Here is a 26557-nt window from a genome sequence, read left to right on the forward strand (position 1 = left end):
TCAATTAATTAAAAGGTTACATTTACACCAAATACAAATCTCTTGGTCAATGGGAAATTGGACGCACCGTTATTTTCAGGGTCAAGATCTCTCATCAGTTTTTCTTTGGCAAAGATAAACGGGTCATAAGCTGTTGCGTATACGCGAAGTTTTTCCATGCGAATCTTAGCCAGCCACTTTTTCGGGAGAGAGTAACCTAAAGTAATATTCTTCACTTTGATATAAGAACCGTCCATATAAGCAAGAGAAGTGAATCCTTTATAATCAGCGGCCTTGTCATGAAGTCCCGGACGAGGCAAATAAGCTCCCTGATTTTCTGGAGTCCAATAATCACTTCCTGTCGGTGAGTTATCCAGACTAGTTGTCGGATTGTAACGAGTGATAACGTCATTATTAACCATATACCCCCAGCGCGCCATAACAAAGAAACTCAAATCAAAATCACGATAAGTAAAATTGTTCTGGAAGCCAAGAATCCAGTCCGGCGTTTTTTTACCTAAAATAAAATAATCCGTATTACTGCTGTAAGAATGGATACCTTTGTCATTAAAAGAGCCGTCGGTAGCGACCTTTATGTCACCAGGTTTAGAGCCATATTTAGCTGCTTCTTCAGCTTCGGCGGTCGACCATATTCCCAAATACTTGAAATCATAGAAAACACTGATTGCCTCACCCTCAAAGAGTTTCTCCGCCTTTACGTCTCCATCCGGCAAAGAGACAATTTTTTCCTTATTAGCCGTAAAAGTAATATTGGAAGACCAGGTGAAATTCTTCTTGACAATGTTTTGGGTATTCAGCGACAACTCAATACCTTTATTATTAGTCTCACCAAGGTTCTGCCATGCTTTCATCGGTGATCCCCATGCAGCTATTCCGGAAGTAATCGGCATTGTACGTGAATACAGCAAATCTTTTGTATCTGTATTATACCAGTCAGCCGCCAGATTAACCCTCCCATTGAATAGTCCAAGATCAATACCGATATTCGTATTATATGATTTCTCCCATCCAACATCCGGATTTCCATATGTACCGCCGTACTGAATATGTCCGGCTGCACTATTGCCGAAGCCAACTCCCGAAGGATAAGTATAACTACCCGTAGTAGAAGAATAAGCGGCATCTTTACGGCCGGAGTTACCCGTTACACCATAGCCGGCACGTAATTTCAGATTAGATAACCAATTCTGAGTCTTCTCCATAAACGTCTCATCACTGATACGCCACCCGATTGCAGCAGCAGGGAAAGAATCCCATTTATGTCCTGCCGCCAAATGGGAAACCCCATCCCAACGATTGGAGAATGTGAACAAGTACTTCCCTTTATAGCTATAATTCAAACGGAAAGCATAAGACATCGACTGTGTCTGCGAAAAGCTTGACGCTACCTGAACTTTTTCCGTTCCCGCGCTCAAATTATGAAATGACTGTGCCGCCAGTTCCTGACCTTGAGCATGGCTTTCATTTGCTTCATCTTGATTTTTGGAATAAGATGTGATTCCCGTCACGCCAAAACTATGGTCTTTAGCTAATGTAAAGTTGTAAGTAAGTACATTTTCCCATCTATAAGCATAAGGAGCACTATTATATATTTCGGCAAGAGGCGCCTGATAGCCGGAAGTAATATTGGCTATTGATTTTTTTCCAAAGAAAACACCGTTGCGGGAATTACTCAAAGTCGTTCCCAACACTGATTTAAAAGTCAATCCCTTCAGCGGGGTTAATTCCAAATAAGCATTGCCGGTAAAATAAGTGCTGCGGGTATTATTCACATACTGGTCTTTGGCTTCATCAGCCATCGGATTGACCTTCCCGCCATCTTTGCAATATTCATAATTAATATTACCACCAGCGTCATAAACATCCCCTAAAGGCAGGAAAGTCAACGCATTTACAAAAACACTTTGATTACGGGTATTTCCATCTGTATATGTCAGGTTTGTATTAAAACCTACCTTAGCCCAGGAAAAGATAGATTGATCCAGATTCAAACGCATACTATAACGCTTACGGTTATCATTCTTAATCAACCCTTCTTCATTGTTATAATTCAAGGAAGCAAAAATCTTCGTTTTTTCAGTTCCTCCTGTTATTGACAAATTGTAGTTTTGCTGGACGCCGTTCTTACCCATAACCTCATCTACCCAGTCAATCCACTTGCCTGCGTCATATGCATCGAGCACTCCCTGCTTATCAAAGATGGTAGACATGAATTCAGGATACTCCTCATTATTCTTAGTCCTCCATGCTTCCCTTTTCAGATTAACATATTCATCACCGATCATGCCGTGAGGAAATTTTGCAAATCCGCTTACACCGACATAGGCATCAAAGTTGACCGTCGCCTTTCCGGTCTTGCCTTGCTTGGTAGTGATTATTACAACACCATTCGCTCCGGCCGAACCGTAAATGGCAGTTGAAGAAGCATCTTTCAACACCTCAATAGACTCAATATCAGCAGGATTCACCTGATTATAACTTCCTTGGATTCCATCAATAATGAACAAAGGAGAATTTGAGCCGTAAATGGAACGAGTTCCGCGTAATTGAATATCGACATCAGCTCCTGCCTTACCGGAAGACTTCATAATATCCAGACCAGCCACCTTTCCCTGAAGCGCTTCCATCGGGTTATTCACCGGACTTACTGTAATATCTCCACTTTTTACAGAAGTAACCGCTCCTGTCAAATCACGTTTTTTTACCGTACCATAACCAATCACCACTACCTCGTCCAAAGCTTGCGTGTCCGGAATCATTTTCACACTTAACGGTGAACTTCCCGTTACAGTTATAGTCTGATCTTTGTATCCGATATAAGAAACCAACAGTTCTTTACTCCCTCCGGAAAGATCAATTGAGAATTTACCGTCAAAATCAGTAATTGTACCGGTACCCGTACCTTTCACTACAATAGAGACACCAATCAAAGGTTCTCCATTCTCATCCAAAACAGTTCCTTTCACAGTTTTTGTTTGTGCCGTAATCTGTACCATAGTATTAGAGCTCCCATTTTCTGCCTGAACAGAATATGGAATAGGGGAACATAATAAAGCCAGCCCCAAAATCATGGAAATGCGTCTATGTTGCATCTTCCACATTTCAACAAATGCATAATCTCTCATTCGTCTTAAGTTAAAGTTAATATTAATTATTTGACATAACATATTTGTTTCAAATCTATAAAGAGACGCTACATTTTTTATTTTGTACCCACAAATAACTCATTATCATGCAAAAATTCTTCTTTTTCATTCTTTTTTTCCATATGTCTGCTTTAAAGAAAGGACTGACAAGTTTAAACATTGCCAACAAATTCTCTGTTTTATTGTTGAATGAAGAATAAAAAGTGTAAATTTGTACTTGGATGCCACTTAAACTAACCACATATTATAAAGGAAAGGATATTCCTGATTTATCAGGAAAGAATACATTCCATTCCAAAGAGCTGTTTCAAATCTATGAAGCAACTCCGGGATATACACCCTTATTAATAGTAGCGACAGAAGACGGCAAACCGGTGGCACGCTTACTTGCCGCTATCCGTAAGGCAAAGAGATGGCTTCCATCCTCTTTGGTGAAGCACTGCGTGGTATATAGTGAAGGCGAAGCTTTGGATGAAACTCTCTATACTAATAAAGAAAAGGCGGAAGAAGTTTTCGGCGAGATGCTCGAGCATCTTACCCAGGAAGCATCACGTACCTGCTTCCTTATTGAATTCCGTAATCTGAATAATGCCATGTTCGGTTACAAGTTCTTCCGAAGCAATGATTACTTTCCGGTCAATTGGTTACGGGTGCGAAATTCACTGCACAGTATGAAAAAGACTGAAGACCGGTTCAGTCCGTCGCGTATCCGGCAGATTAAAAAAGGACTTAATAGCGGAGCAAGAGTAGAAGAAGCACATACGGTAGAAGAAATACGTGATTTCTCACGGATGCTGCACAAAGTCTATTCATCCCGCATACGCAGATACTTCCCTGCCAATGATTTCTTCCGGCATATGAACAGTATGTTTATCAAAGGAAAACAGGCAAAAATATTCATCGTCAAATATAAGGAGAAAATTATCGGAGGTTCCGTCTGCATCTATTCCGGTGACAATGCATTCCTTTGGTTTTCAGGGGGAATGAGAAAGACCTATGCGATGCAATATCCGGGTGTACTCGCCGTTTGGAAAGCCCTGGAAGACGCTCACGAACGAGGATTCCGACATATGGAATTTATGGACGTAGGACTTCCGTTCCGCAAACATGGTTATCGTGATTTCGTGCTTCGCTTCGGCGGAAAGCAGAGTAGCACGCGCCGTTGGTTCCGCGTCAGTTGGACTTGGCTGAACAAACTCCTAGTCAAATTTTATGTCTAAATGCAATCTCAAGATTACAAAACGACTTCTTGTGCCACTTCCCTACCATTTTTTATGCTTTATAACCCAACAATTAAATGCTGAAATATTTCTTTATTAGGTAAGAATTGTCTTTCTTTGTGCTGTTTTATACCGTATAAGCACATAATTAAAACCAAATAATAAAAGTATAGTTATGAAGATTTCACACATTGAACATCTGGGCATCGCTGTAAAAAGCATCGAAGAAGCCCTTCCTTACTACGAAAATGTATTAGGTCTGAAGTGTTACAACATTGAAACAGTGGAAGATCAAAAAGTAAGAACCGCTTTCTTAAAAGTAGGCGAAACAAAAATCGAACTGTTGGAGCCGACTTGCCCTGAGAGTACCATTGCCAAATTTATTGAAAACAAAGGTGCAGGTGTTCATCACGTTGCCTTTGCTGTTGAAGATGGCGTAGCTAATGCTTTGGCTGAAGCTGAAAGCAAAGAAATCCGCCTCATCGACAAAGCTCCACGCAAAGGTGCCGAAGGTTTGAGCATCGCTTTCCTTCATCCGAAATCAACTCTTGGCGTGCTGACAGAACTCTGCGAACATTAATCATAAACTCTAAAAACTAACAAGAACTCATGAGTAATCAACTTGAAAAAATTAAAGAGCTTATTGAACGCCGTGCCGTAGCACGTCTCGGGGGCGGCGAAAAAGCAATTGCGAAGCAACATGAAAAAGGGAAATACACAGCACGCGAGCGCTTGGCTATGTTGCTGGATGAAGGTAGCTTCGAAGAAATGGACATGTTCGTTGAGCATAGATGCACGAACTTCGGCATGGAGAAAAAACATTATCCGGGTGATGGCGTAGTAACCGGTTGCGGTACTATCGAAGGACGTCTGGTATATGTTTTTGCACAAGACTTCACAGTTTCTGCCGGTTCATTGTCCGAAACAATGTCATTGAAGATCTGTAAGATCATGGATCAGGCAATGAAGATGGGTGCTCCATGTATCGGTATCAACGACTCGGGTGGCGCACGTATCCAGGAGGGTATCAACGCCCTTGCAGGTTATGCAGAAATTTTCCAGCGCAATATCCTTGCTTCAGGTGTTATTCCGCAGATTTCAGGTATCTTCGGTCCTTGTGCCGGTGGTGCCGTTTATTCTCCGGCTTTGACGGACTTCACATTGATGATGGAAGGTACCTCTTATATGTTCCTTACCGGACCGAAAGTTGTAAAGACTGTAACAGGCGAAGATGTAAGCCAGGAAAACCTTGGTGGCGCAAGTGTTCACTCTACCAAATCGGGTGTCACTCATTTCACCGCTAAGACAGAAGAAGAAGGTTTCGCGCTGATTCGTAATCTGTTGAGCTACATTCCTCAAAATAATCTTGAAGAAGCTCCTTATGTAGATTGTACAGACCCGATCGACCGTCTGGAAGATTCTTTGAATGATATTATCCCTGACAGCCCGACTAAACCGTACGATATGTACGAAGTAATCGGTGCTATTGTTGATAATGGTGAGTTCCTGGAAATCCAGAAAGACTATGCCAAGAATATAATCATCGGTTTCGCACGTTTCAACGGACAGTCCGTAGGTATCGTTGCCAACCAGCCTAAATACTTGGCAGGTGTGCTCGATAGTAACGCATCTCGTAAGGGTGCACGTTTCGTCCGTTTCTGCGACGCATTCAATATTCCTATCGTATCATTGGTAGACGTACCGGGATTCCTTCCGGGAACAGGACAGGAATACAACGGCGTTATCCTTCATGGTGCCAAATTGCTGTATGCTTACGGCGAAGCTACCGTACCTAAAGTAACTATCACATTGCGTAAGTCTTACGGTGGTTCTCACATCGTGATGAGCTGTAAGCAACTTCGTGGTGATATGAACTATGCATGGCCGACAGCTGAAATCGCAGTAATGGGTGGTGCAGGAGCAGTAGAAGTACTGTATGCACGCGAAGCCAAGGATCAGGAAAATCCGGCGCAATTCCTTGCTGAAAAAGAAGCAGAATACACTAAACTGTTTGCCAATCCTTACAATGCAGCCAAATATGGTTATATTGATGACGTGATTGAACCACGCAACACACGTTTCCGTGTTATCCGCGCTTTGCAGCAGCTGCAGACCAAGAAGCTGACCAACCCGTCTAAGAAGCATGGTAATATTCCGTTGTAATCCAACTTTTCACATTAAAACAAGAACGATTATGAACAAAACCAAAATCGGAATATTCCTTTCTTTGCTGTTGCTGGTTGGACTGACTTCCTGTGGAGAGAAAAAGTCGAACAACAAGCTAGTGCTGAACGAAGTCCTGATAGATAACCAAACCAACTTTCAGGATGATTACGGACTGCACAGTGCATGGATTGAAATATTCAATAAATCATTCGGTAGCGCCGATCTGGCAGCTTGCTTGCTGAAAGTAAGCAGCCAACCAGGCGATACAGTTACTTATTTTATCCCGAAAGGTGATATACTTACGCTAGTGAAACCACGCCAGCACGCTTTATTTTGGGCGGACGGCGAGCCTAACCGCGGAACATTCCACACCAGCTTCAAGCTGAATCCCGAAACAGCCAACTGGGTTGGCCTATTCGACTCCGGCAAAAAGCTGATGGATCAGATAGTAATACCGGCAGGCGCTCTCGGCCCTAACCAATCATATGCACGCATAAGTGACGGTGCAGCAGAATGGGAAGTAAAAGGAGCAAGCAGTGACAAATACGTTACTCCGAGCACCAACAACCAAACTCTTAACAGTAATGCTAAGATGGAAAAGTTCGAGGAACATGATGCTAACGGTATCGGTATGTCTATTTCTGCTATGAGTGTGGTATTCTGCGGATTGATTCTTCTGTTCATTGCTTTCAAAGTTGTCGGCAAAGTTGCAGTCAACTTAAGCAAGCGCAATACTATGAGAACGAAAGGCGTCGACAAACAAGAAGCGAAAGAGCTGTCACAGGCTCCGGGCGAAGTTTACGCTGCCATTTCTATGGCATTGCACGAAATGCAGGATGAAGTACACGACGTAGAAGATACAGTACTGACCATCACTCGTGTGAAACGCAGCTACTCACCGTGGAGTTCGAAGATTTACACGTTGCGTGAAACTCCTCCCAGAAAGTAAGTCACCCTATAAAAAGTAAAAACGATGAAAGAATATAAATATAAAATCAACGGTAACTCATATAAAGTAACCATCGGAGATATTGAAGACAACATCGCTCATGTAGAAGTGAACGGTACACATTATAAAGTAGAAATGGAGAAACAACCCAAAGCGGCTGCAAAGCCAGTAGTGGTACGTCCTATGCCTAACGCGCCTGCCGCTCCTACCCAAGTAGTGAAACCGGCTGCTCCGTCTACCGGCAAATCTGGCGTCAAGTCTCCGCTACCGGGTGTTATCCTCGACATCAAAGTGAATGTAGGCGATACTGTAAAGAAAGGACAGACCATCATTATATTGGAAGCCATGAAGATGGAAAACAATATCAATGCGGACAAAGACGGCAAGATTACTGCCATCAATGTAAATAAGGGAGATTCTGTTCTCGAAGGTAATGACCTCGTAATTATCGAATAATATGGGAGATTTTATAAACTTTTTAGGAAACAACCTTGCCGACTTCTGGACCTACACGGGTTTTGCCAACGCTACCGTAGGACACGTGGTGATGATCCTCGTAGGCTTGGTGTTCATCTATTTGGCGATAGCCAAAGAGTTCGAGCCGATGTTGCTGATTCCTATCGGGTTCGGTATGCTGATCGGTAATATACCTTTTAATATGGATGCCGGTCTGAAAGTCGGTATTTACGAAGAAGGTTCAGTTTTGAATATATTGTATCAGGGAGTAACTTCCGGATGGTATCCGCCACTCATATTCTTGGGTATCGGCGCCATGACGGACTTCTCGGCACTTATCTCTAACCCGAAACTGATGTTGATCGGTGCTGCTGCACAGTTCGGTATCTTCGGCGCATACATGATTGCATTGGAAATAGGTTTCGACCCGATGCAAGCCGGAGCAATCGGTATCATTGGTGGAGCAGACGGTCCGACCGCCATCTTCCTCTCATCCAAGCTGGCACCTAACTTAATGGGAGCCATTGCGGTGTCCGCCTACTCCTATATGGCGTTGGTTCCGGTGATACAGCCGCCTATCATGCGACTGCTCACCACCAAACACGAACGCGTCATCCGCATGAAACCGCCGCGTGCCGTTTCTCACACGGAGAAGGTGATTTTCCCGATTATCGGTTTGTTGCTGACTTGCTTCCTGGTTCCTTCCGGTTTGCCTTTGCTCGGTATGCTGTTCTTCGGTAACCTGTTGAAAGAAAGTGGTGTAACCCGTCGTCTTGCCAATACAGCAAGCGGCCCGTTGATTGACACGATCACTATCCTGTTAGGTTTGACAGTAGGTGCTTCTACCCAAGCTTCTGAATTCCTTACTATCGACTCTATCAAGATTTTCGCTCTCGGTGCATTGTCATTCATTATTGCAACTGCGTCAGGTGTAATCTTCGTCAAGATCTTCAATCTCTTCCTGAAGAAGGGTAACAAGATTAATCCGTTGATCGGTAATGCAGGTGTATCTGCCGTTCCCGACTCGGCACGTATCTCACAAGTCATCGGTTTGGAATACGACCCGACCAACTACCTGTTGATGCACGCTATGGGTCCGAACGTTGCCGGAGTAATCGGTTCAGCAGTTGCTGCCGGTATCCTGCTGGGATTCTTGATGTAGGGGCAAGGTGCTCCTGCCGTGTTTCCATTCGGTATGCCTTAAAACTATAAAAGTAGATTTTTCTACTGCGAACATGCCTCTTTCCCGGGAAAGAGGCATGTTTTATTATCACTCTTTTCGTTGTATCACATTCCTCTGCCATGTTATCCAGTGTTATCGGTACGTTAATCTATCTGAAACATATTACGAATATTTCGTAAATGCAATAATTTTAGTAACTTGCAACTCATTAACAACACACTAAAATTACGATTTATGAAACGGTTACTTCTATTGTTCCTGCTCTGTCCCACCACCCTGTTAATGGCACAGCACCTCGACCCTATCCAGGAAGCAATGGCAAACTATGATTACGAGGCAGCACTTTCTCTTATTGCGGCAAAAAAGCCCACCACTCCCCTGCTCCTGCAAAAAGGAAAAGCATTGCGGGGGCTAGGACTCAACACAGAAGCACTTTCCACCTATCAGGAGATTATCACGAACGACACCACAAATAGCCGTGCATTTATTGAAGCAGCCGAATGTTGCCGTATGCTTGCCAAAAGTAATCAGGCACTGAAGTATTACGAACGGGCACTCGACCTCAATCCGGAAAACAAATATGTCCGTATCCAATATATCAACCTGCTCCTATCCCTGCAAAAATTCAGGGACGCATTAGGGGAAAGCAGTTTGATGACAGAGAAAGACAGTTCCGCTATTGCCCTGCACTTGCAGGCACAAAGTTTCGAAGGAATGGGTGAACCGCTCCCCGCAGCCGGGTGCTATTACAATATTCAGGAGAAATATCCGAGCGATTATCTTGCCGCCGCCAAACTGGGCGCTATAAATATAGCAGGTTCCTACTTCGACGAAGCCATCGAAGCCACAGAGAAATACCGGCAAATCGACACTACCAATATCGCAGTCAACCGCCAGAATGCTTTGGCGTACTGTTTGAAACAAGATTATCCTACCGCAATTCGCCGTTATCAATACTTGGTGAACCAAGGAGACAGCTCCTTCCATACTTGCTACTATCTTGGCATCAGTTATTATGCAATAGAAAGATATTACGAAGCACATGACTTTTTGGAAGCCGCCCGGAAATACGATCCGGAAAATGTAAACCTTCTCTATTATCTCGGACGTGCCTGCGCCAAAACTTCGTGGAAAAAACAGGGAGTAGAGTATTTGGAACAGGCTATCAACCTGTCGATACCCAAAGACAGTAGCATGACGCGGCTTTACATCGGTATGACCGATTGTTACAAGATGGCACAGATGTATAAAGAGCAACTGGCATCCATGAAAGAACGTTATCAGAAATACGACAGGCAAAATCACAAAATTCTGTATGACATGGCACACCTATCCTTTTCTGCCTTGAAAGACAAGAAAAGCACAGAGCGTTATTTGGAAGCATTCTTGAAAACACGCCCTAAAGATGATAAGACCGGGCAAGCTAAATTGAACGAAAAAGGTGAACTTGTTTTGGGAATGGCCAATTATTATAACGCTGCCGCCAACTGGCTGAAAGATTTGAAAAGCAAACAGAAAATTGAAGATTTCTTTCAGAATGGAAAATGATAATTTCTTTTTAGACAGAAGACCTCTTTAGCACCAATTAAAAAGGCTGCCACCGTTAACCGGAAGCAGCCTTTCTTATTATATTGGAATAAGCTGATGATTACTGAGCCAATTTGTTATCAGAACCAAGTACGTTGATGATTTTGTGCTTGTACAATTTTTCCATATTGTCACGAGCCGGACCAAGATACTTACGCGGGTCGAATTCAGCCGGTTTTTCAGCGAATACCTGACGGATAGCAGCAGTCATAGCCAAGCGAGAGTCAGAATCGATGTTGATCTTGCAAACTGCAGAAGTAGCAGCTTTACGCAACCATTCTTCAGGAATACCGATAGCAGCTTTCAGGTTACCACCGAACTTGTTGATAGTTGCAACTTCTTCCTGAGGAACTGAAGATGAACCGTGAAGAACGATAGGGAATCCCGGAAGTTTTTCCATTACAGCGTCCAATACTTCGAATGCCAATGGAGGAGGAACCATCATACCTGTAGCCGGGTCAATGTGACATTGTTCCGGAGTAAATTTGTATGCACCGTGAGAAGTACCGATTGAGATAGCCAAAGAGTCGCAACCTGTGCGAGTAGCGAAATCAATAACTTCTTCAGGGTCAGTATATGTGTGGTGGTCAGCAGAAACTTCATCTTCTACACCTGCCAATACGCCAAGTTCACCTTCAACTGTTACGTCAAACTGATGAGCGTATTCAACCACTTTCTTAGTCAATGCAACGTTTTCTTCGTAAGGAAGGTGAGAACCGTCGATCATAACTGAAGAGAAACCAGAGTCGATACAAGATTTGCAAGTTTCGAAAGTATCTCCGTGATCAAGGTGAAGAACGATTTCCGGATGTGCGCAGCCTAATTCTTTAGCATATTCTACAGCACCCTGAGCCATGTAACGCAACAAAGTAGCGTTAGCATACTGACGGGCACCTTTAGAAACCTGAAGAATCACAGGAGATTTAGTTTCAACAGCAGCCTTGATGATAGCTTGCATCTGTTCCATATTGTTGAAGTTGAATGCCGGGATAGCATATCCACCTTTGATAGCCTTAGCAAACATTTCTTTCGTGTTTACCAATCCTAAATCTTTGTAATTTACCATTTTGTTTAAAGTTTATTGTTAGTGAATAAAAATTCTACGCAAAAGTAAGCATTATCCACCGAATAACGAACATCGGAAAGAAAAATATAGTAGAAAAAGGTTTAAATCAGACATCAAATTCCAGTAGGAAAGCTCGCCCGGCATTAGATTGTAATGTCCACCTTGCAAACAAATGACTAAAAGATAGAATAGCCAGGCAGCAGATAATCCAATTACCCCAATAGGGCACTAAAGTACTTTATCATCTTTTTTTTCTGCAAAACCTTTTTCTATTTCAAGGAAATACATTATCTTTGCGCTCTGAAAATGACCATTACACTATTTCTTACCAAAATAGTAACAGAATATAAATTAAAAAAACAGATACTGAAATGAAAAAAGGCCTTCATCCAGAATCATACCGTCCGGTAGTATTTAAAGATATGTCAAATGGTGACATGTTTTTGTCTAGATCAACTGTAGCAACTAAAGAAACCATCGAATTCGAAGGTGAAACTTATCCGTTGCTGAAGATTGAAATCTCTAACACTTCTCACCCGTTCTATACAGGTAAATCTACATTGGTGGATACTGCAGGTCGCGTTGATAAGTTCATGAGCCGTTACGGTGACCGTAAGAAGAAATAACTCAATCTTTCGTTAAAGATGAAAAAAGAGGAGATTCTCACTGAGAATTTCCTCTTTTTCGTTTAAAGTGCCCTTACGACAAAAAGTAAGTTTCTTAAAAGAAACACTTCTTTTTTGTTTGATTACCGAATAAAGAGAGTACCTTTGGTGACTTAATAAACAAATAGAATGGAAATAGCTCAATTAAAACTAATGACAAAAGAAGAGGTACTCAATTTCATCAGACAACGTCTGTCTTTCAGTTCAGACATAAAAAGACAACTCAAACATGTGAATGAAGATGCTTTCAACAAAGAACACCGCAGATTCGAGATGTCGGGAAACGAAGAAACAACAGGGTGGTGCACGCTTTTCAACACTGCCATACTAAATGAATTTGCCAATTTGGGGATTTACGATTACACTTCTTATCTTTTCCTTGATTTCGATAATGGAACTCCAACTGTTTATCTCAGATACTACTCCGATAACGAGAATCTGGAATATGACCTCAACGGTTATTCAACGGTCGAAATCATATTTACTATTTTCGAACTGACTATCTTTTCCGGAAAACCCAAAAGACAACGGAACTAAAGTTCCAGTAAATTAATAAAAACAATCCCCGACAGTATCACTGCCGGGGATTGTTTTTATTAATAATGTGATTCAATGACTGAAGGAGAGTAAAACAGTGCAGAAATGAGCCAAGTATTTAGCTTCATCAAGATTTAAAATGATATAATTATCTTGCACACCTACACTCTTTGCATCTATTCAATTGATACATAGAAATATAAGTATGTGCAAGATACCGTTGCAGATGCGTGCAAGATAAAAGTATCTTGCACGCTGTCTGCTGTGATTACTTAGCTATTCATTCCTGTTGACGGTAGTTCCCATTTGTTTCAAGTACTTGAAACAAAGTGTTCATAGGCTTGAAACAAAGTGTTTACTTACTTGAAACAAAGTGTTTCTCTATAGCAAACACTTTGTTTCATTACTTTGAACAAGTTATTTGATGCCTTGATTCTATAAATGACTGCATAGTTTTCGGGAATTATCAGGAACTTTTTGAAAAAGACAAAGCGTGCAAGATACTTTTATCTTGCACACATCTGCAACGGCATCTTGCACACGCTTATATCTCTATGTATCAATCAAGTAGATGCAAAGAGTGTAGGCGTGCAAGATAATTATATCATTTTAAACGGTTCTTCGTCAAATTCCGTGCTTTTTTATTTTTAAATATGCCTTGTTTATATTTTATTATTTAGTTATAAATCAATATACTTTATAGTAATAAAAATAGCGAATATGCTTGTATTTTAGTAACTTTATAGCTGACCAAAGCATCCAGTTACTATGTATCCAAACATATCCGCCTTCGACAAAAATAATGAAAAAGAATCATTAAACAATCTTCAATCTAATAAAAGTTTTAGCCTTGTTTCCATCCGTCTTGCCGCGCCTGGCTTCAAGCAGGACCATCTGACGATACACGAAAATCACGTGTCAGTTCATTTATCCAGTATTCGCAAGACTTCCGTTTGCCCTTATTGCGGCCGAAGAACCAAACACGTACATAGTTATTATTTCCGTCATATTCAGGCATCTGAAAGCTTTAACATGGGTACTGTTCTTCTTGTAAAAGCCCGTAGATTTCGTTGTAAACACTGTGTACGCACTTTCAGCGAGTCCTTACCCGGTATAGCTCCCCGTTATGGACGAAAAACCCAAGAAGTTTTAGACAGAATAACTTCTGTATCTTTAAAAACGACTTCTCGTATCGCTTCATACTTATTGGGGCTTCAGCATATCTCTTGTAGCGCCTCCACTTGTCTACGCAGTATTGACCGGAATCTTCCGACTTCCCATGCTACAGCCATAGGAATCGATGACGCAGCTAAAAAGAAAGGGCACACTTATATGAGTGTGGTTGTGGATCAACATAGTCATCAGATCATTGCACTGCTGGACTGCCGTTCGGGTGAAGAGTTGGATAGCTATTTATTAGAAAACCAACAAATACAGTTTGTTACCAGAGACGGTTCCGCCACTTATGCCGACGCCATAAGCCGTTGCCTTCCGGGGGCAATTCAGATAAGTGACAAGTTTCATCTGATCAAAAAAATGCTTGATATGCTGGCCGATGAGTTTTCCGGGCTACTACGCGGCTTTTGGGGAGCGAAGAAAACATACAGCTTCCCAACCGTACAGGAATGTAAAACTGAGATTATGAAGGACTTTTGGAACCTGGGCGACCAAAGACATCGGGAGAAACTTCAGTTTTTTATAGAAGCGGATAATGCATACAGAGAAGGAAAGACTTTCTACCAGATAGCACAAACATATAATATGCATACAGAAAAGGTCAGGAAATTATTGTTCAAACATACACGTAAAGACTATATGAGCGATGAACAGAAATTAATCTTTAAATTTATTGATAAGCTGGCTCTGGAGTTTTCCTTGGGATGCTGGAAGGTGAATCAGTTAGTTGAAAGGATGGATAACAAACTCTCCGCATCTGCTATAAAACGAGTAAGTCAAACACTGAGAAACAATATCGGAAATCGGCAGAAAGAAATAAAAAAAGAGAATAGCAACATTGCAAAAAAAATAAAAGAAAACCGTATATCAAGAAAAACAATCCAGCGCTTTATACTTACCGGAAAAACAAAGTTGGAAGAACTTGAGAAACTTTATCAGAGTAAACGGGCCAAACAAGCAATAGAACTTGCACGAGAGTTCAGGGAAATTCTTAATAGAAACTCTCTGAATCCATTGGAGGGATGGCTCGAAAGGGCGGTGGAGGCAAAATCCCAAGCTATCAGAGGGTTTGCCAAATATATAAAATCAGACCTGAAAGCGGTAAAGGCAGCTATTGATTATTCCTGGAACAACGCAGTACTGGAAGGAACTGTTAATAAATTAAAGGCAATCAAAAGACAAATGTATAACAGGGCAAACATAAAATTACTGTTTGCTAAAATTAATGGATTTAGCACATAAAAAAGCACGGAATTTGACGAAGAACCTTTTAAACTCTATGTAATGCAGGAACTATTATGATTTTGTTCAAAACCGTACTAAAAGAAACAAACCCTGAACATTCATACCTGCAAGTTGTTTATTCTCTTTAAAAAAGAAAAACGAATCAACGCAAAAACTCTAAACATCAGTGTGGTATATGAAGAAGAAATATGGATTTGTCCTGGCGGCTGCAATCTTGCTAGCCGGCTGCGGACAGAAAAAAGAGACGAAAGTAACAACAGCTCGCCCCGTTAAGACTACGATTGTAGAGTCGAGGTCGGTTATCAGGAAAGATTTTTCGGGAATCGTAGAAGCTGTGGAGTATGTGAAACTGGCATTCCGCGTTAGCGGACAAATCATCCAATTGCCCGTCATCGAAGGAGAGAAAGTAAAAAAGGGACAACTGATAGCAGCAATTGACCCTAGAGACATTGCGTTACAATATGCTGCTACAAAATCCGCCTATGAAACGGCTGCCGCACAGGTGGAGCGTAATAAACGGCTTCTCTCCCGTCAGGCTATCTCGGTGCAGGAATACGAAATCAGCCTGGCCAACTACCAGAAAGCAAAATCCGAATACGAATTATCTGTCAACAATATGCGCGACACAAAGCTGACAGCTCCTTTTGACGGTTCTATCGAGAAGCGTCTGGTAGAGAATTATCAGCGTGTCAATTCCGGTGAAGGCATCGTGCAGTTGGTCAACACACGTAATTTGCGTATCAAGTTCACTATTCCTGATGCTTATCTCTACCTGCTCCGTGCCAAAGACCCTCGTTTCCTGGTAGAATTTGATACATTCAAGGGACACGTGTTCCAGGCAAAACTGGAGGAGTATCTTGACATATCGACAGATGGTACCGGAATTCCGGTGAGTATCACGATTGACGACCCGTCGTTCGACCGCGACCTCTATGCGGTGAAACCGGGATTTACGTGCAGCATCCGTTTCACAGCAGACGTAGGTCCGCTGGTGCAAGATAGTTGGACAATCGTGCCTCTTAGCGCCGTGTTCGGCGAAAGCGAGGGAAAGAAAATGTATGTCTGGGTAGTGGAAGGAGACAAAGTTCATAAGCGTGGGATTACCGTCAATGCACCGACCGGAGAAGCCCAGGCTCTTATCTCCGAAGGACTGAAACCCGGAGAGAAAATCGTTATTGCAGGTGTGCATCAGTTAGTAGAAGGAGAAACTGTAAAAGAAATTGAGAAATGAACTTAGCTAAATATTCACTGGACAACACGAAAATCATCTATTTCTTTCTTGCCGTATTATTGATTGGGGGAATCACTTCCTTCGGTAAGCTAGGTAAGAAAGAGGATGCTCCCTTCGTTATCAAGTCGGCGGTTATCATGACCCGCTATCCGGGAGCCGAACCGGCTGAAGTGGAGAGATTGATTACCGAACCTATCTCTCGCGAGATTCAAAGTATGAGTGGTGTGTACAAGATTAAGTCGGAATCCATGTACGGGCTTTCTAAAATCACATTCGAACTACAACCGTCACTGGCAGCCGGTTCTATTCCACAGAAATGGGATGAGTTGCGGCGAAAGGTGCTCAATATACAGCCGCAATTACCAAGCGGTGCTTCCACGCCAACCGTTTCCGATGATTTCGGGGATGTGTTCGGCATCTATTATGGATTGACAGCGGACGACGGTTACTCGTATGAAGAGATGCGCAACTGGGCGGAACGAATCAAGACACAGGTAGTCACTGCGGACGGAGTGATGAAAGTTGCCTTGTTCGGGGTACAGACGGAAGTAGTCAATATCTTTATTTCAACCAACAAACTGGTAGGTATGGGCATTGATCCGAAGCAGCTTGCCAGTCTGCTACAATCACAGAACCAAATTATCAATACCGGAGAAATCCGTGCAGGCGAGCAGCAGTTACGGGTGACCGCCAATGGTATGTACACTACGGTAGACGACATCCGCAACCAAGTGATTACCACGAAAGCCGGACAAGTGAAACTGGGGGATATCGCCGTTATAGAAAAAGGATATATGGATCCGCCTTCCAATATCATGCATGTGAACGGAAAACGTGCCATCGGTATCGGTGTCTCTACCGACCCGCAACGGGACGTAGTGCAGACAGGCGAGAATGTGAAAGCGAAATTAAGCGAATTATTACCACTTATGCCGGTAGGACTTGAGTTGCAAAGCCTGTATCTGGAGAACGAAATAGCCAATGAAGCCAATAACGGATTTATCATCAATCTGATAGAGTCTATCCTGATAGTAATCGTGATTATCATGTTAGTGATGGGGCTACGTGCAGGATTACTCATCGGTTCATCACTCATTTTCTCCATCGGTGGCACACTGCTCATCATGTCTTTCTTCGGTGTCGGGCTGAATCGTACCTCATTGGCAGGATTCATCATCGCCATGGGTATGCTGGTAGACAATGCTATCGTAGTGACGGACAACGCACAGATAGCCATTGCCCGTGGAGTCAATCGACGGAAAGCATTGATAGATGGCGCTACCGGGCCGCAATGGGGATTACTCGGAGCCACATTTATTGCCATTTGCTCGTTCCTGCCACTCTACCTCGCTCCTTCTTCCGTGGCGGAAATTGTGAAACCGCTTTTCGTCGTACTCGCCATCTCACTCGGATTGAGCTGGGTGCTTGCCCTCACGCAGACTACCGTATTCGGTAATTTTATTCTGAAGGCAAAAGCTGCCGATGGCGCTAAAGACCCTTACGACAAGCCTTTCTATCACAAATTTGCTTCCATTCTCCGTGCATTAATCCGCAGGAAAACATTGACGCTAGGTTCTATAGTCGTACTTTTCGTCATTTCACTCGTTATCATGGGGACGATGCCGCAGAACTTTTTCCCGTCTTTGGATAAGCCTTATTTCCGTGCGGACGTATTCTATCCGGATGGATACAGCATCAACGATGTGGTGAAAGAAATGAAATCGGTAGAAGAACATCTGGCCAAACAGCCGGAAGTGAAGAAGGTATCCATAACCTTCGGCAGCACGCCGCTCAGATATTACCTGGCTTCCACTTCAGTAGGCCCGAAACCTAACTTTGCCAATGTATTGGTGGAATTGACGGACAGTAAATATACAAAAGAGTATGAAGAGAATTTCGATGGATATATGAAAGCGAATTATCCGAACGCGATTACCCGCACAAGCTTGTTCAAACTATCTCCTGCCGTAGATGCTGCTATTGAAATCGGCTTTATCGGCCCCAATACGGATACACTCGTGGCACTCACCAACCAGGCATTGGACATTATGCATCGGAACCCTGATTTGATTAACGTACGTAATTCGTGGGGAAACAAGATTCCGGTGTGGAAACCGGTGTATAGCCCGGAACGGGCACAACCCTTAGGAGTATCACGCCAGGGCATGGCACAGAGTATCCAAATAGGAACTACAGGAATGACATTGGGAGAATATCGTCAAGGTGACCAGGTGCTTCCGATTTTACTGAAAGATAATACGGTAGATTCGTTCCGCATCAATGACTTGCGCACATTACCGGTATTCGGAACCGGAAACGAGACAACCAGTCTCGAACAAGTCGTTTCTGATTTTGATTTTCAGTATCGGTTCTCGAATGTGAAAGATTATAACCGGCAGATGGTCATGATGGCTCAATGCGACCCGCGTCGCGGGGTAAATGCCATCGCTGCCTTTAATCAAGTATGGTCGCAGGTACAGAAAGAGATTAAAGTTCCCGAAGGATATACGATGAAGTATTTTGGTGAACAGGAAAGCCAGGTGGAATCTAACGAGGCGTTGGCAAAGAATTTACCGTTGACGTTCTTCCTGATGTTTGTGACATTGCTGTTCCTGTTCCGTACCTATCGTAAGCCGACAGTGATTCTGCTCATGTTACCGCTGATTTTCATCGGAATCGTATTGGGATTATTGGTGCTTGGCAAGTCATTCGACTTCTTCTCTATCCTGGGGTTGCTGGGGTTGATTGGTATGAATATAAAGAATGCGATTGTACTCGTCGAACAAATCGACTTGGAAGCGGCAACAGGGAAGAAACCTATGGATGCTGTTGTCAGTGCAACGACCAGTCGTATTGTTCCTGTAGCGATGGCATCCGGTACAACGATCCTTGGTATGCTGCCATTGTTGTTCGACGCCATGTTCGGTGGAATGGCGGCTACTATTATGGGCGGACTGCTAGTAGCTTCGGCGCTGACATTATTTGTCCTTCCGGTAGCTTATTGTGCCATTCAACGAATCCACTCCGATTCCTGATGAAACTTGATTTTAATATTTATAATGAATAAAATGAAGACTCAACTTATAATTCTAGCACTACTGGCCCTCGGTGTCACGGCCAGGGCGCAACAGCCTTATCTCAGCAGGGAAGCCTACCGGGATAAAGTGGAAGCGTACAGCCAGATTCTAAAACAACAGAAACTAAAGACATTGGCTAGTACTGAAGCACGAAAGATTGCCCATACAGGATTCTTGCCCCAAATAGATGTCAATGCGGACGGTACTCTCAACATGAGTGACCTCAGTGCATGGAATGAACCGTTAGGTGAATACCGCAATCACACTTATCAAGGAGTATTTGTCGTGTCGCAACCACTGTACACAGGCGGCGCTCTCAATGCCCGGCATAAGATAGCGAAAGCAGACGAAAAGCTGAACCGGCTTAATGAGGAACTCACCATAGACCAGATTCACTATCAGAGTGATGCTGTCTATTGGAACGCTTCCGCTTCACAAGCTATGTTACAGGCTGCTGATAAATATCAGAGTATCGTAAAGCAGCAATATGATATTATCCAGGATCGTTTCAACGACGGAATGATTAGCCGCACGGATTTACTGATGATCTCTACCCGGTTGAAAGAAGCGGAATTGCAATATATCAAAGCCCGCCAGAATTATACATTGGCATTGCAAAAACTAAATATTCTAATGGGATCGGAACCTAATAGTCCCGTAGACAGCCTGTATACGATTGATACAGCTTCCGCCCCTATACAAATCCTATCCCTTGAAAATGTATTGCAACGCCGTGCCGATTATGAAAGCACGGAAGTCAACATCCTGAAAAGTGAGGCGCAACGTAAAGCGGCGCTCAGCCAGTTCAATCCGCAGTTGAATATGTACTTCAGTGGCGGATGGGCTACAGCTACGCCTAACCTCGGATATGATGTTTCATTTAATCCCATTGTCGGCATTAATCTGAATATCCCTATCTTTCGCTGGGGTGCCCGTTTCAAAACGAACCGTCAGCAGAAAGCATATATCAGTATGCAGAAGCTGCAACAAAGCTACGTGACGGATAACATCAATGAAGAACTTTCCGCTGCGCTGACCAAACTGACGGAAACGGAATATCAGGTAAAGACAGCGACAGAGACGATGAACCTGGCAAACGAGAATCTCGATTTGGTTTCTTTCTCATACAATGAAGGGAAAGCGAATATGGTGGATGTACTCTCCGCACAGTTATCATGGACACAGGCTCATACCAATCTGATTAATGCTTATCTGGCGGAAAAGATGGCGATAGCGGAATACAGGAAAGTTATCAGTGAATAAAGAGAACCCAATTCTCAAAATCTCTATATAAAGAAAACCGGAGAATGAGTCAAGATGCTCATTTCTCCGGTTTCCATTTCTTAAGTCAGTTGTTCTTCACTTACGCAAGGAAGGAAATCAACACACCCGCTGCTACGGCAGAACCGATCACACCGGAGATGTTACTAGCCATACAATATTGCAATACGTGATTCTTCGGGTCATATTTCAAAGCAATCTCGTTGGCAACACGGCTTGCCATCGGAACGGCACTAAGTCCGGTTGCACCGATAAGCGGGTTGATTTTCTTCTTGGAGAAGAGATTAAATAGTTTCACTAAGAATATACCACCGGTAATGGACAGTGCGAATGCAAGGAATCCACCGATAACGATACCGATTGTCGTCCAGTTCAGGAATGCTTCGGCAGTCATCGTTGCCCCTACGGATAAGCCGAGGAAAATAGTGGCTGCATTCATAATGCTGTTGGAAGCAGCATCATACAAACGGAATGTATTGGTTCCGATTTCCTTCACCAGGTTACCAAACATCAACATACCAATCAAAGGCACTGCACTGGGCACGAAGAGGGCAACAACCGTAGTTACCACAATCGGGAAGATAATCTTCAATACACGCAGGTTCTTGATTTCAGTCTTTGAAGGATATTTCTTTTCCTGTTCCTTCATGTTGATACTTAGCTCTTTCTTTGAGCAAAGCAGCTTCACTACCAACGGAATGATGACCGGCACTAATGCCATGTAAGAATAAGCGGCAATAGCAATCGGGCCCAGCAAATGCGGAGCGAGCTTAATAGTCGTAAAGATAGCCGTAGGGCCGTCCGCGCCACCGATGATACCCAATGAAGCAGCTTCTTGCGGAGTGAATCCCATCAGGATGGCCACCAGCAATACAGTAAAGATACCAAGCTGTGCGGCAGCACCGAAAATAGAAAGATGCAGGTTGCGCAGCATCGGCCCGAAGTCCGTCAATGCACCGACACCCATAAAGATTATCGGTGGCAAGAAACCTGTCTTAATCAACATATAGTAGATGAAGTTCATGATTCCCAATTCGTGGGCAATGTCGTGCAAAGGCATTTCCCAAATGTTCTTCATTACTCCGTTTATCATTACCATACCATTCTCGTCCGCCTGAATCACGCCCATATCTCCACCGGGGAAGTTGGCAAGCAACACACCGAAAGCGATGGGGACAAGCAGCAACGGTTCGTACTGTTTCTTGATACCCAAATAGAGCAACACGAACGCGATGGCATACATAACCAGGAACTGCGGTTCGGCAATGATATTGCTGAACGCAGTCATGTCGTACAAATTCTCAAATATCTCGTTCATTATCCTATCTTCATTAATACATCATCTTCTGAAACAGCATCTCCCGGGTTAGCGCAAATGGCAGTCACCGTACCACCAAACTCCGCACGGATAGCATTGTAAGTCTTCATTGCTTCCACATAGCCGAGCACGTCGCCTTCCTTCACAGTATCGCCTACCTGCAAAGCAGTTTCCTGCGCATTCTTCACCAGGAAGAATTTACCTTCCAATGGAGAAAGCACCTCTTTACCCTCTCCTGCCGGAGCAGCGGTGGCAGGTGTTGCGGGAAGCTCAGCGTCACCATAAGCAACAGTCACGCGGTAAGCCTGTCCGTCTACCTGTACGGTCAGTGTCTTTGGTTTTGCATCTTCTTCGGGAGACTTGTCTTTTTCGGCACGGCGCTTGGCAACATCTTCCAGGAAGTCTTCTTTCGCCTTGCCACTCTTGTAGGCTTCATATTGTGCCGGATGCATGGCATATTCGAAGAGTTCTTCGTCGTCTTGTCCGGTTTCCCATTTATTCTCCTTCATCAGCTTGCGATACTTGTCGAGATTATCAGGATAGTTGTCCTGCGGATTTCCTTCAAAGAATTTGCGTCCTTCGCGTTCCGCCTTTTCGATGATTTCAGGAGCAAGCTTACCCGGCAAGCGTCCGGCTTTACCCAGAATCATATCCCAAATATCATCGGCAATCATACCCCAACGGTCTTTACCTTTCTCCATTGCCATCACGTTCATCATGGCAAGGTTCTTCACATACTGGCTGAACGGAGTCACCAATGGTGGATAACCTACACGCGGCCATACATAAGCCACTTCATCAAACAGTTTGATAAGAAGCTGATCTTGCGTCATAAACGGCAGGTTGTGCTTCGCCTTGTATTTATTGATAGACTCCAGGTTGGATTCCAAGTCTGCCATCAAGCTACCCATCATACCACCGGGCAGTCCGGGAGCAATCAGCAGGGAGTTCATCAGGCGGTTTTTCGGGCTGATGTACAATCCCAGGAAGTCATCCATAAATTCCTGAATCATACCGCGCACCTTCATATAGGCTTCCATATTGATTTCGGGAACCTGGTATCCGGCATCTTTCAGCATTGCCTGTACACTCAGCAAGTCAGCGTGCCCTGTACCCCATGAAAGAGGTTCCATGCCTACGTCGATGTAGTCGCAACCGGCTTCGCACACTTCAAGGATGCTTGCCATATTGAATCCCGGACCTGCATGACTATGATACTGGACAGGTATTTCGGGATGCGCAGCCTTGATATTGGCCACGATTTTTCCTAATGAAACAGGACGACCGATACCGGCCATATCCTTGATACAAATTTCGTCCGCCCCCAGTTTGATAAGTTCCAATGCCATATTGGTGTAATACTCTACCGTATGGATGGGTGAATGAGTGATACAAAGCGAGCACTGTGAAATCATGCCGGCCTCTTTTGCGTAGGTAATGGAAGGAGCGATATTGCGGACATCGTTCAATCCGCAAAATGTACGGGTAATATCCGTTCCCTGTACTTTCTTTACTTTATAGAATAACCTGCGGACATCTGCCGGAACAGGACTCATGCGGAGTCCGTTCAGTGCACGGTCAAGCATATGGGTTTGAATACCTGCTTCGTGGAAGGGCTTTGTCCATTCACGTACAGCTTTATTCGGATTTTCGCCAAACAATAAATTTACTTGTTCAAAACCACCGCCATTTGTTTCTACGCGGGCGAAACAGCCCATTTCAATGATGGCAGGTGCTACCTTTACGAGTTGATCTACACGAGGTACATATTTTCCGGCAGATTGCCACATATCTCGGAAAACCAAACTAAACTTTACTTCTCTTTTCATGTCTTTCAGTGATATAACTTTTTATAGATTTATAATTTTTCTACTTTAGTGACTTTACCTTTGCCCAATGTCACCACATTCACAGCGGCTGTAATAGCTGCCAGAATATTTCCGGGGATAGGCGCAGGACCTTTCTGTGTTTCCCGCTTCACAGGAGCCACTTCTTCGGGGGCATATTTATTGACCAGAGTGATCAAGAACTTGCCTAAATAAATCACAATCAGCAGAATAACAAATACGGTAGCCATTCCAACTACCATCAGCAGGAGCGCTGTTTCGATATTTTCCATATAATAAATTATTAGTAATTTAAGCCGTTTGTCTAAAAAGCGTCCGAAAATACCAAATATTTGCTATAAAATAAATTAAGAAAGGAATATAAAATATAAATCCGTAATTAACCTTGCTTATTGACAGGTATAAAAACAATGTGAGAGAAGGCCCCTCAACCTTCTCTCACATTCTGATAAAACAATTATTAAATAAAAATACTCAATGATAAAAACTGGTTCGGCTTCGCATTCTGGTTTCATACCGTCTTAACCTATTAACCACCAAAATGGCCGACCGTCTTTGTAAACCTCTCATCCGCCATCACGGCGTTCATCTTTCAATTAGTACAGCAATGTAGTGTTCGGTTGTCAACCCTTTTATTAGCCGTTTCCTATTCTAATTTCCGACAACCATTCACCTGCCAATTGTCTATTGTTTGTTTTGAGCTTAAAATTTAGTCCTCATCGCGAGAACCTTTCTACATCAATTTCTTCTACAACATTTTACTCTTCTAATTAAATCTCTATCGTTTCTTTCATACATCATTAATAGCTCATCTATTAGAAAGAGAAGAGAACGTTTCTTTTTTACCAAGAAAAAATGAAGAAAATATGAAGAAAATATGAAGAAAAACAAAAAAGCCCCTTCCAGACATCCAGAGGGGCTTTTTTTATTTTAAAATTATTTCTTTTCCGCGAAGTTCGTAACTGATTCCACATGAACCGAAGACTTTTTCGAGGGTAGCGTTCAAGTCTTTCGTCAGAACCGTGCCATTATAGGTCAGTCCGTCGCACTTCTCACGCCCTACCACCGTGACCTTAAATATGAGTTCTATATCTGCCACTACATTTACGAGTGGGTCGTCTTCATACCCCAGGACTTCCGGAAATTCCGGATCATCCGGTTTCGGCACAGGAATAATCTTGTTTTCATCACAGCGCACACTTTCTCCGGCAACCAATGTCCGCTTGCCTACGGCAGTCTCTACCTTGACACTACCTTCTTCACAGTTCACAAACATTTTCTTTCCTTGCTGGTCGACCAGGAACTTTGTTCCCAACACTGTCACAGCACCGGCTTCGGTATTCACAGTAAATGTCTTACCCTTAGTCACCTCGAAAGAAGCTTTGCCAAACAGTTGCAGTTTACGTTCCCAAAGCCAGGTGATCCGGTTGTAAGTCAGGCTCGAGTTCTCCATAATCTGCACATTACTGCCATCCGGCAACTCATATGCCAGAGCCGTACCTTCCGTCACAATCTTCTTCTCCGAGAAATAATATCCGCCTATTCCCAAAAGAAGCAAGAACATGGCAGCTATTCCCCAAGAGAAAGGAATACCGCGCCCGACGCCTTGCTTTCTCCTGCGGCTTAAGGCAATCTTATGGCTCTCTTCACGCTGCAACTTTAGCTTATCACCGATTTCTTTCTTACGGGAGAACTTTTCGCCGATCAGAGGTAGTTTGCCTTCTTCCAGGTATTTTTCTAAAGATTCTGTCCAATTTTCCATATCCCACCTTAATTAAAGATCCATAAATTAGCCATCACTGCTAACAATAAAGATGTACCTAAACGCTCTCTCAATCTGGTTATAGCCATATGGGTGGTATTGTAAACCGTACGAGGAGTGAGTCCCATCACCTGAGCAATCTCTTCCGGACTCATCTTCTTATAGTATTTCAGATACAATACTTCCCGTTGCTGCTTTGTCAAGCCATTCAACTCTTTTTGCAAAGCCTCCAACTGTTCCTTTTCCAATTCCGAACGGATAATAGCTGTCTCTATGTCTATCTCCAGATCAAACCGATATTCATTGGTGTCTACTTCATCCAGCGATTTGAATGTTCCACTATTCTCTCTTTTCAGCTCGTTCACTATCATATGTCTCAACGAAACACATAGATAGGCAGATATGGATTGAGGTTCGGCGCACGTTTCCCTTTTCTCAAAGATGTAAACAAACAACGACTGTATCGCCTCTGTCACCACGGTGTCATCACCGGCTATCTTCATGCCATACCCATAAAGCAAATCTGCATATTGGTCATAAAGCTGCCTGAATGCATCCTCATCCCCTTGCTGAATCTTATCCCAGGATAGTGTCTTCATTTCTCTCCGCTCATTTATATGAGATATGTTTTTCCTTTTTTTACCT

At 43.3% G+C, this 26557-nt stretch carries 20 protein-coding genes; 13 read left to right on the top strand and 7 right to left on the bottom strand.

What is annotated here, in order from left to right; translation table 11 throughout:
• Nucleotides 1-8: 8 nt before the first annotated feature.
• Complete coding sequence (locus BQ7997_RS00515) at nucleotides 9-3125, bottom strand: SusC/RagA family TonB-linked outer membrane protein (protein ID WP_073342477.1); 3117 nt, start codon at nucleotides 3123-3125, stop codon at nucleotides 9-11.
• Nucleotides 3126-3367: 242 nt separating this feature from the next.
• Between BQ7997_RS00515 and BQ7997_RS00520 the strand changes: the two genes are divergently transcribed.
• The 7 genes from BQ7997_RS00520 to BQ7997_RS00550 all read left to right on the top strand — a co-directional run bounded on the left by BQ7997_RS00520 (nucleotide 3368) and on the right by BQ7997_RS00550 (nucleotide 10668).
• Entirely contained in the window at nucleotides 3368-4366 is a 999-nt protein-coding gene (locus BQ7997_RS00520; RefSeq protein ID WP_022137498.1) for a GNAT family N-acetyltransferase, read from the top strand.
• A gap of 175 nt (nucleotides 4367-4541) precedes the next feature.
• A complete protein-coding gene (mce, locus tag BQ7997_RS00525) occupies nucleotides 4542-4946 on the top strand; it encodes a methylmalonyl-CoA epimerase (RefSeq protein WP_008999807.1) in 405 nt (134 codons plus the stop codon).
• Between the two features lie 29 nt (nucleotides 4947-4975).
• Nucleotides 4976-6529, top strand: a complete 1554-nt coding sequence (locus BQ7997_RS00530; RefSeq protein WP_044655719.1) for an acyl-CoA carboxylase subunit beta — start codon at nucleotides 4976-4978, stop codon at nucleotides 6527-6529.
• 31 nt (nucleotides 6530-6560) lie between these two features.
• Nucleotides 6561-7481, top strand: a complete 921-nt coding sequence (locus BQ7997_RS00535; protein ID WP_044655720.1) for an OadG family transporter subunit — start codon at nucleotides 6561-6563, stop codon at nucleotides 7479-7481.
• Nucleotides 7482-7505: 24 nt separating this feature from the next.
• Entirely contained in the window at nucleotides 7506-7937 is a 432-nt protein-coding gene (locus tag BQ7997_RS00540; RefSeq protein ID WP_022137408.1) for an acetyl-CoA carboxylase biotin carboxyl carrier protein, read from the top strand.
• 1 nt (nucleotide 7938) lies between these two features.
• A complete protein-coding gene (locus BQ7997_RS00545) occupies nucleotides 7939-9099 on the top strand; it encodes a sodium ion-translocating decarboxylase subunit beta (protein ID WP_022137409.1) in 1161 nt (386 codons plus the stop codon).
• A 255-nt stretch (nucleotides 9100-9354) separates the two neighbouring features.
• Nucleotides 9355-10668: a tetratricopeptide repeat protein gene (locus BQ7997_RS00550; RefSeq protein ID WP_073342479.1), complete on the top strand. Its 1314-nt coding sequence runs from the start codon at nucleotides 9355-9357 to the stop codon at nucleotides 10666-10668.
• Nucleotides 10669-10768: 100 nt separating this feature from the next.
• On the opposite strand, the gene BQ7997_RS00555 is transcribed toward BQ7997_RS00550, so the two are convergent.
• On the bottom strand, nucleotides 10769-11773 hold the full coding sequence (locus BQ7997_RS00555; RefSeq protein ID WP_022137411.1) for a class II fructose-bisphosphate aldolase: 1005 nt from the start codon (nucleotides 11771-11773) through the stop codon (nucleotides 10769-10771).
• A 371-nt stretch (nucleotides 11774-12144) separates the two neighbouring features.
• On the opposite strand from BQ7997_RS00555, the gene BQ7997_RS00560 reads away from it, so the two are divergent.
• From BQ7997_RS00560 to BQ7997_RS00585, 6 genes are all read left to right on the top strand, one after another.
• Nucleotides 12145-12399 carry a type B 50S ribosomal protein L31 gene (locus BQ7997_RS00560; RefSeq protein WP_004300906.1) on the top strand — a complete coding sequence of 85 codons (255 nt, stop codon included), beginning with the start codon at nucleotides 12145-12147 and terminating at the stop codon, nucleotides 12397-12399.
• A gap of 168 nt (nucleotides 12400-12567) precedes the next feature.
• The gene (locus BQ7997_RS00565; protein ID WP_073342482.1) at nucleotides 12568-12975 is read left to right on the top strand and encodes a hypothetical protein; all 408 of its coding nucleotides are present in this window, start codon (nucleotides 12568-12570) and stop codon (nucleotides 12973-12975) included.
• Between the two features lie 768 nt (nucleotides 12976-13743).
• On the top strand, nucleotides 13744-15393 hold the full coding sequence (locus tag BQ7997_RS00570) for an ISL3 family transposase (protein ID WP_073342484.1): 1650 nt from the start codon (nucleotides 13744-13746) through the stop codon (nucleotides 15391-15393).
• A 178-nt stretch (nucleotides 15394-15571) separates the two neighbouring features.
• Nucleotides 15572-16627 carry an efflux RND transporter periplasmic adaptor subunit gene (locus BQ7997_RS00575; RefSeq protein ID WP_022136476.1) on the top strand — a complete coding sequence of 352 codons (1056 nt, stop codon included), beginning with the start codon at nucleotides 15572-15574 and terminating at the stop codon, nucleotides 16625-16627.
• Nucleotides 16624-19662 carry an efflux RND transporter permease subunit gene (locus BQ7997_RS00580; RefSeq protein ID WP_073342487.1) on the top strand — a complete coding sequence of 1013 codons (3039 nt, stop codon included), beginning with the start codon at nucleotides 16624-16626 and terminating at the stop codon, nucleotides 19660-19662. Before BQ7997_RS00575 ends, BQ7997_RS00580 begins: the two co-directional genes overlap by 4 nt.
• A 33-nt stretch (nucleotides 19663-19695) precedes the next feature.
• On the top strand, nucleotides 19696-20967 hold the full coding sequence (locus tag BQ7997_RS00585; protein WP_073342489.1) for a TolC family protein: 1272 nt from the start codon (nucleotides 19696-19698) through the stop codon (nucleotides 20965-20967).
• Between the two features lie 100 nt (nucleotides 20968-21067).
• On the opposite strand, the gene BQ7997_RS00590 is transcribed toward BQ7997_RS00585, so the two are convergent.
• The 5 genes from BQ7997_RS00590 to BQ7997_RS00610 form a co-directional block, all read right to left on the bottom strand.
• A complete protein-coding gene (locus BQ7997_RS00590) occupies nucleotides 21068-22303 on the bottom strand; it encodes a sodium ion-translocating decarboxylase subunit beta (protein WP_073342492.1) in 1236 nt (411 codons plus the stop codon).
• The gene (locus BQ7997_RS00595; protein WP_073342494.1) at nucleotides 22303-24132 is read right to left on the bottom strand and encodes a biotin/lipoyl-containing protein; all 1830 of its coding nucleotides are present in this window, start codon (nucleotides 24130-24132) and stop codon (nucleotides 22303-22305) included. The genes BQ7997_RS00590 and BQ7997_RS00595 overlap by 1 nt, the downstream gene beginning before the upstream one ends.
• Nucleotides 24133-24161: 29 nt before the next feature.
• Nucleotides 24162-24422, bottom strand: coding sequence for an OadG family protein (locus BQ7997_RS00600; protein WP_022136481.1), 261 nt, complete (start codon nucleotides 24420-24422; stop codon nucleotides 24162-24164).
• Nucleotides 24423-25075: 653 nt separating this feature from the next.
• Nucleotides 25076-25912 (bottom strand): FecR family protein, encoded by an 837-nt coding sequence (locus tag BQ7997_RS00605; RefSeq protein ID WP_044656116.1) that lies wholly within the window; start codon nucleotides 25910-25912, stop codon nucleotides 25076-25078.
• A gap of 8 nt (nucleotides 25913-25920) precedes the next feature.
• Complete coding sequence (locus tag BQ7997_RS00610; RefSeq protein ID WP_073342497.1) at nucleotides 25921-26511, bottom strand: RNA polymerase sigma factor; 591 nt, start codon at nucleotides 26509-26511, stop codon at nucleotides 25921-25923.
• Nucleotides 26512-26557 lie beyond the last annotated feature (46 nt).

The organism is Bacteroides congonensis, from assembly GCF_900130125.1.
Lineage (GTDB): Bacteria > Bacteroidota > Bacteroidia > Bacteroidales > Bacteroidaceae > Bacteroides > Bacteroides congonensis.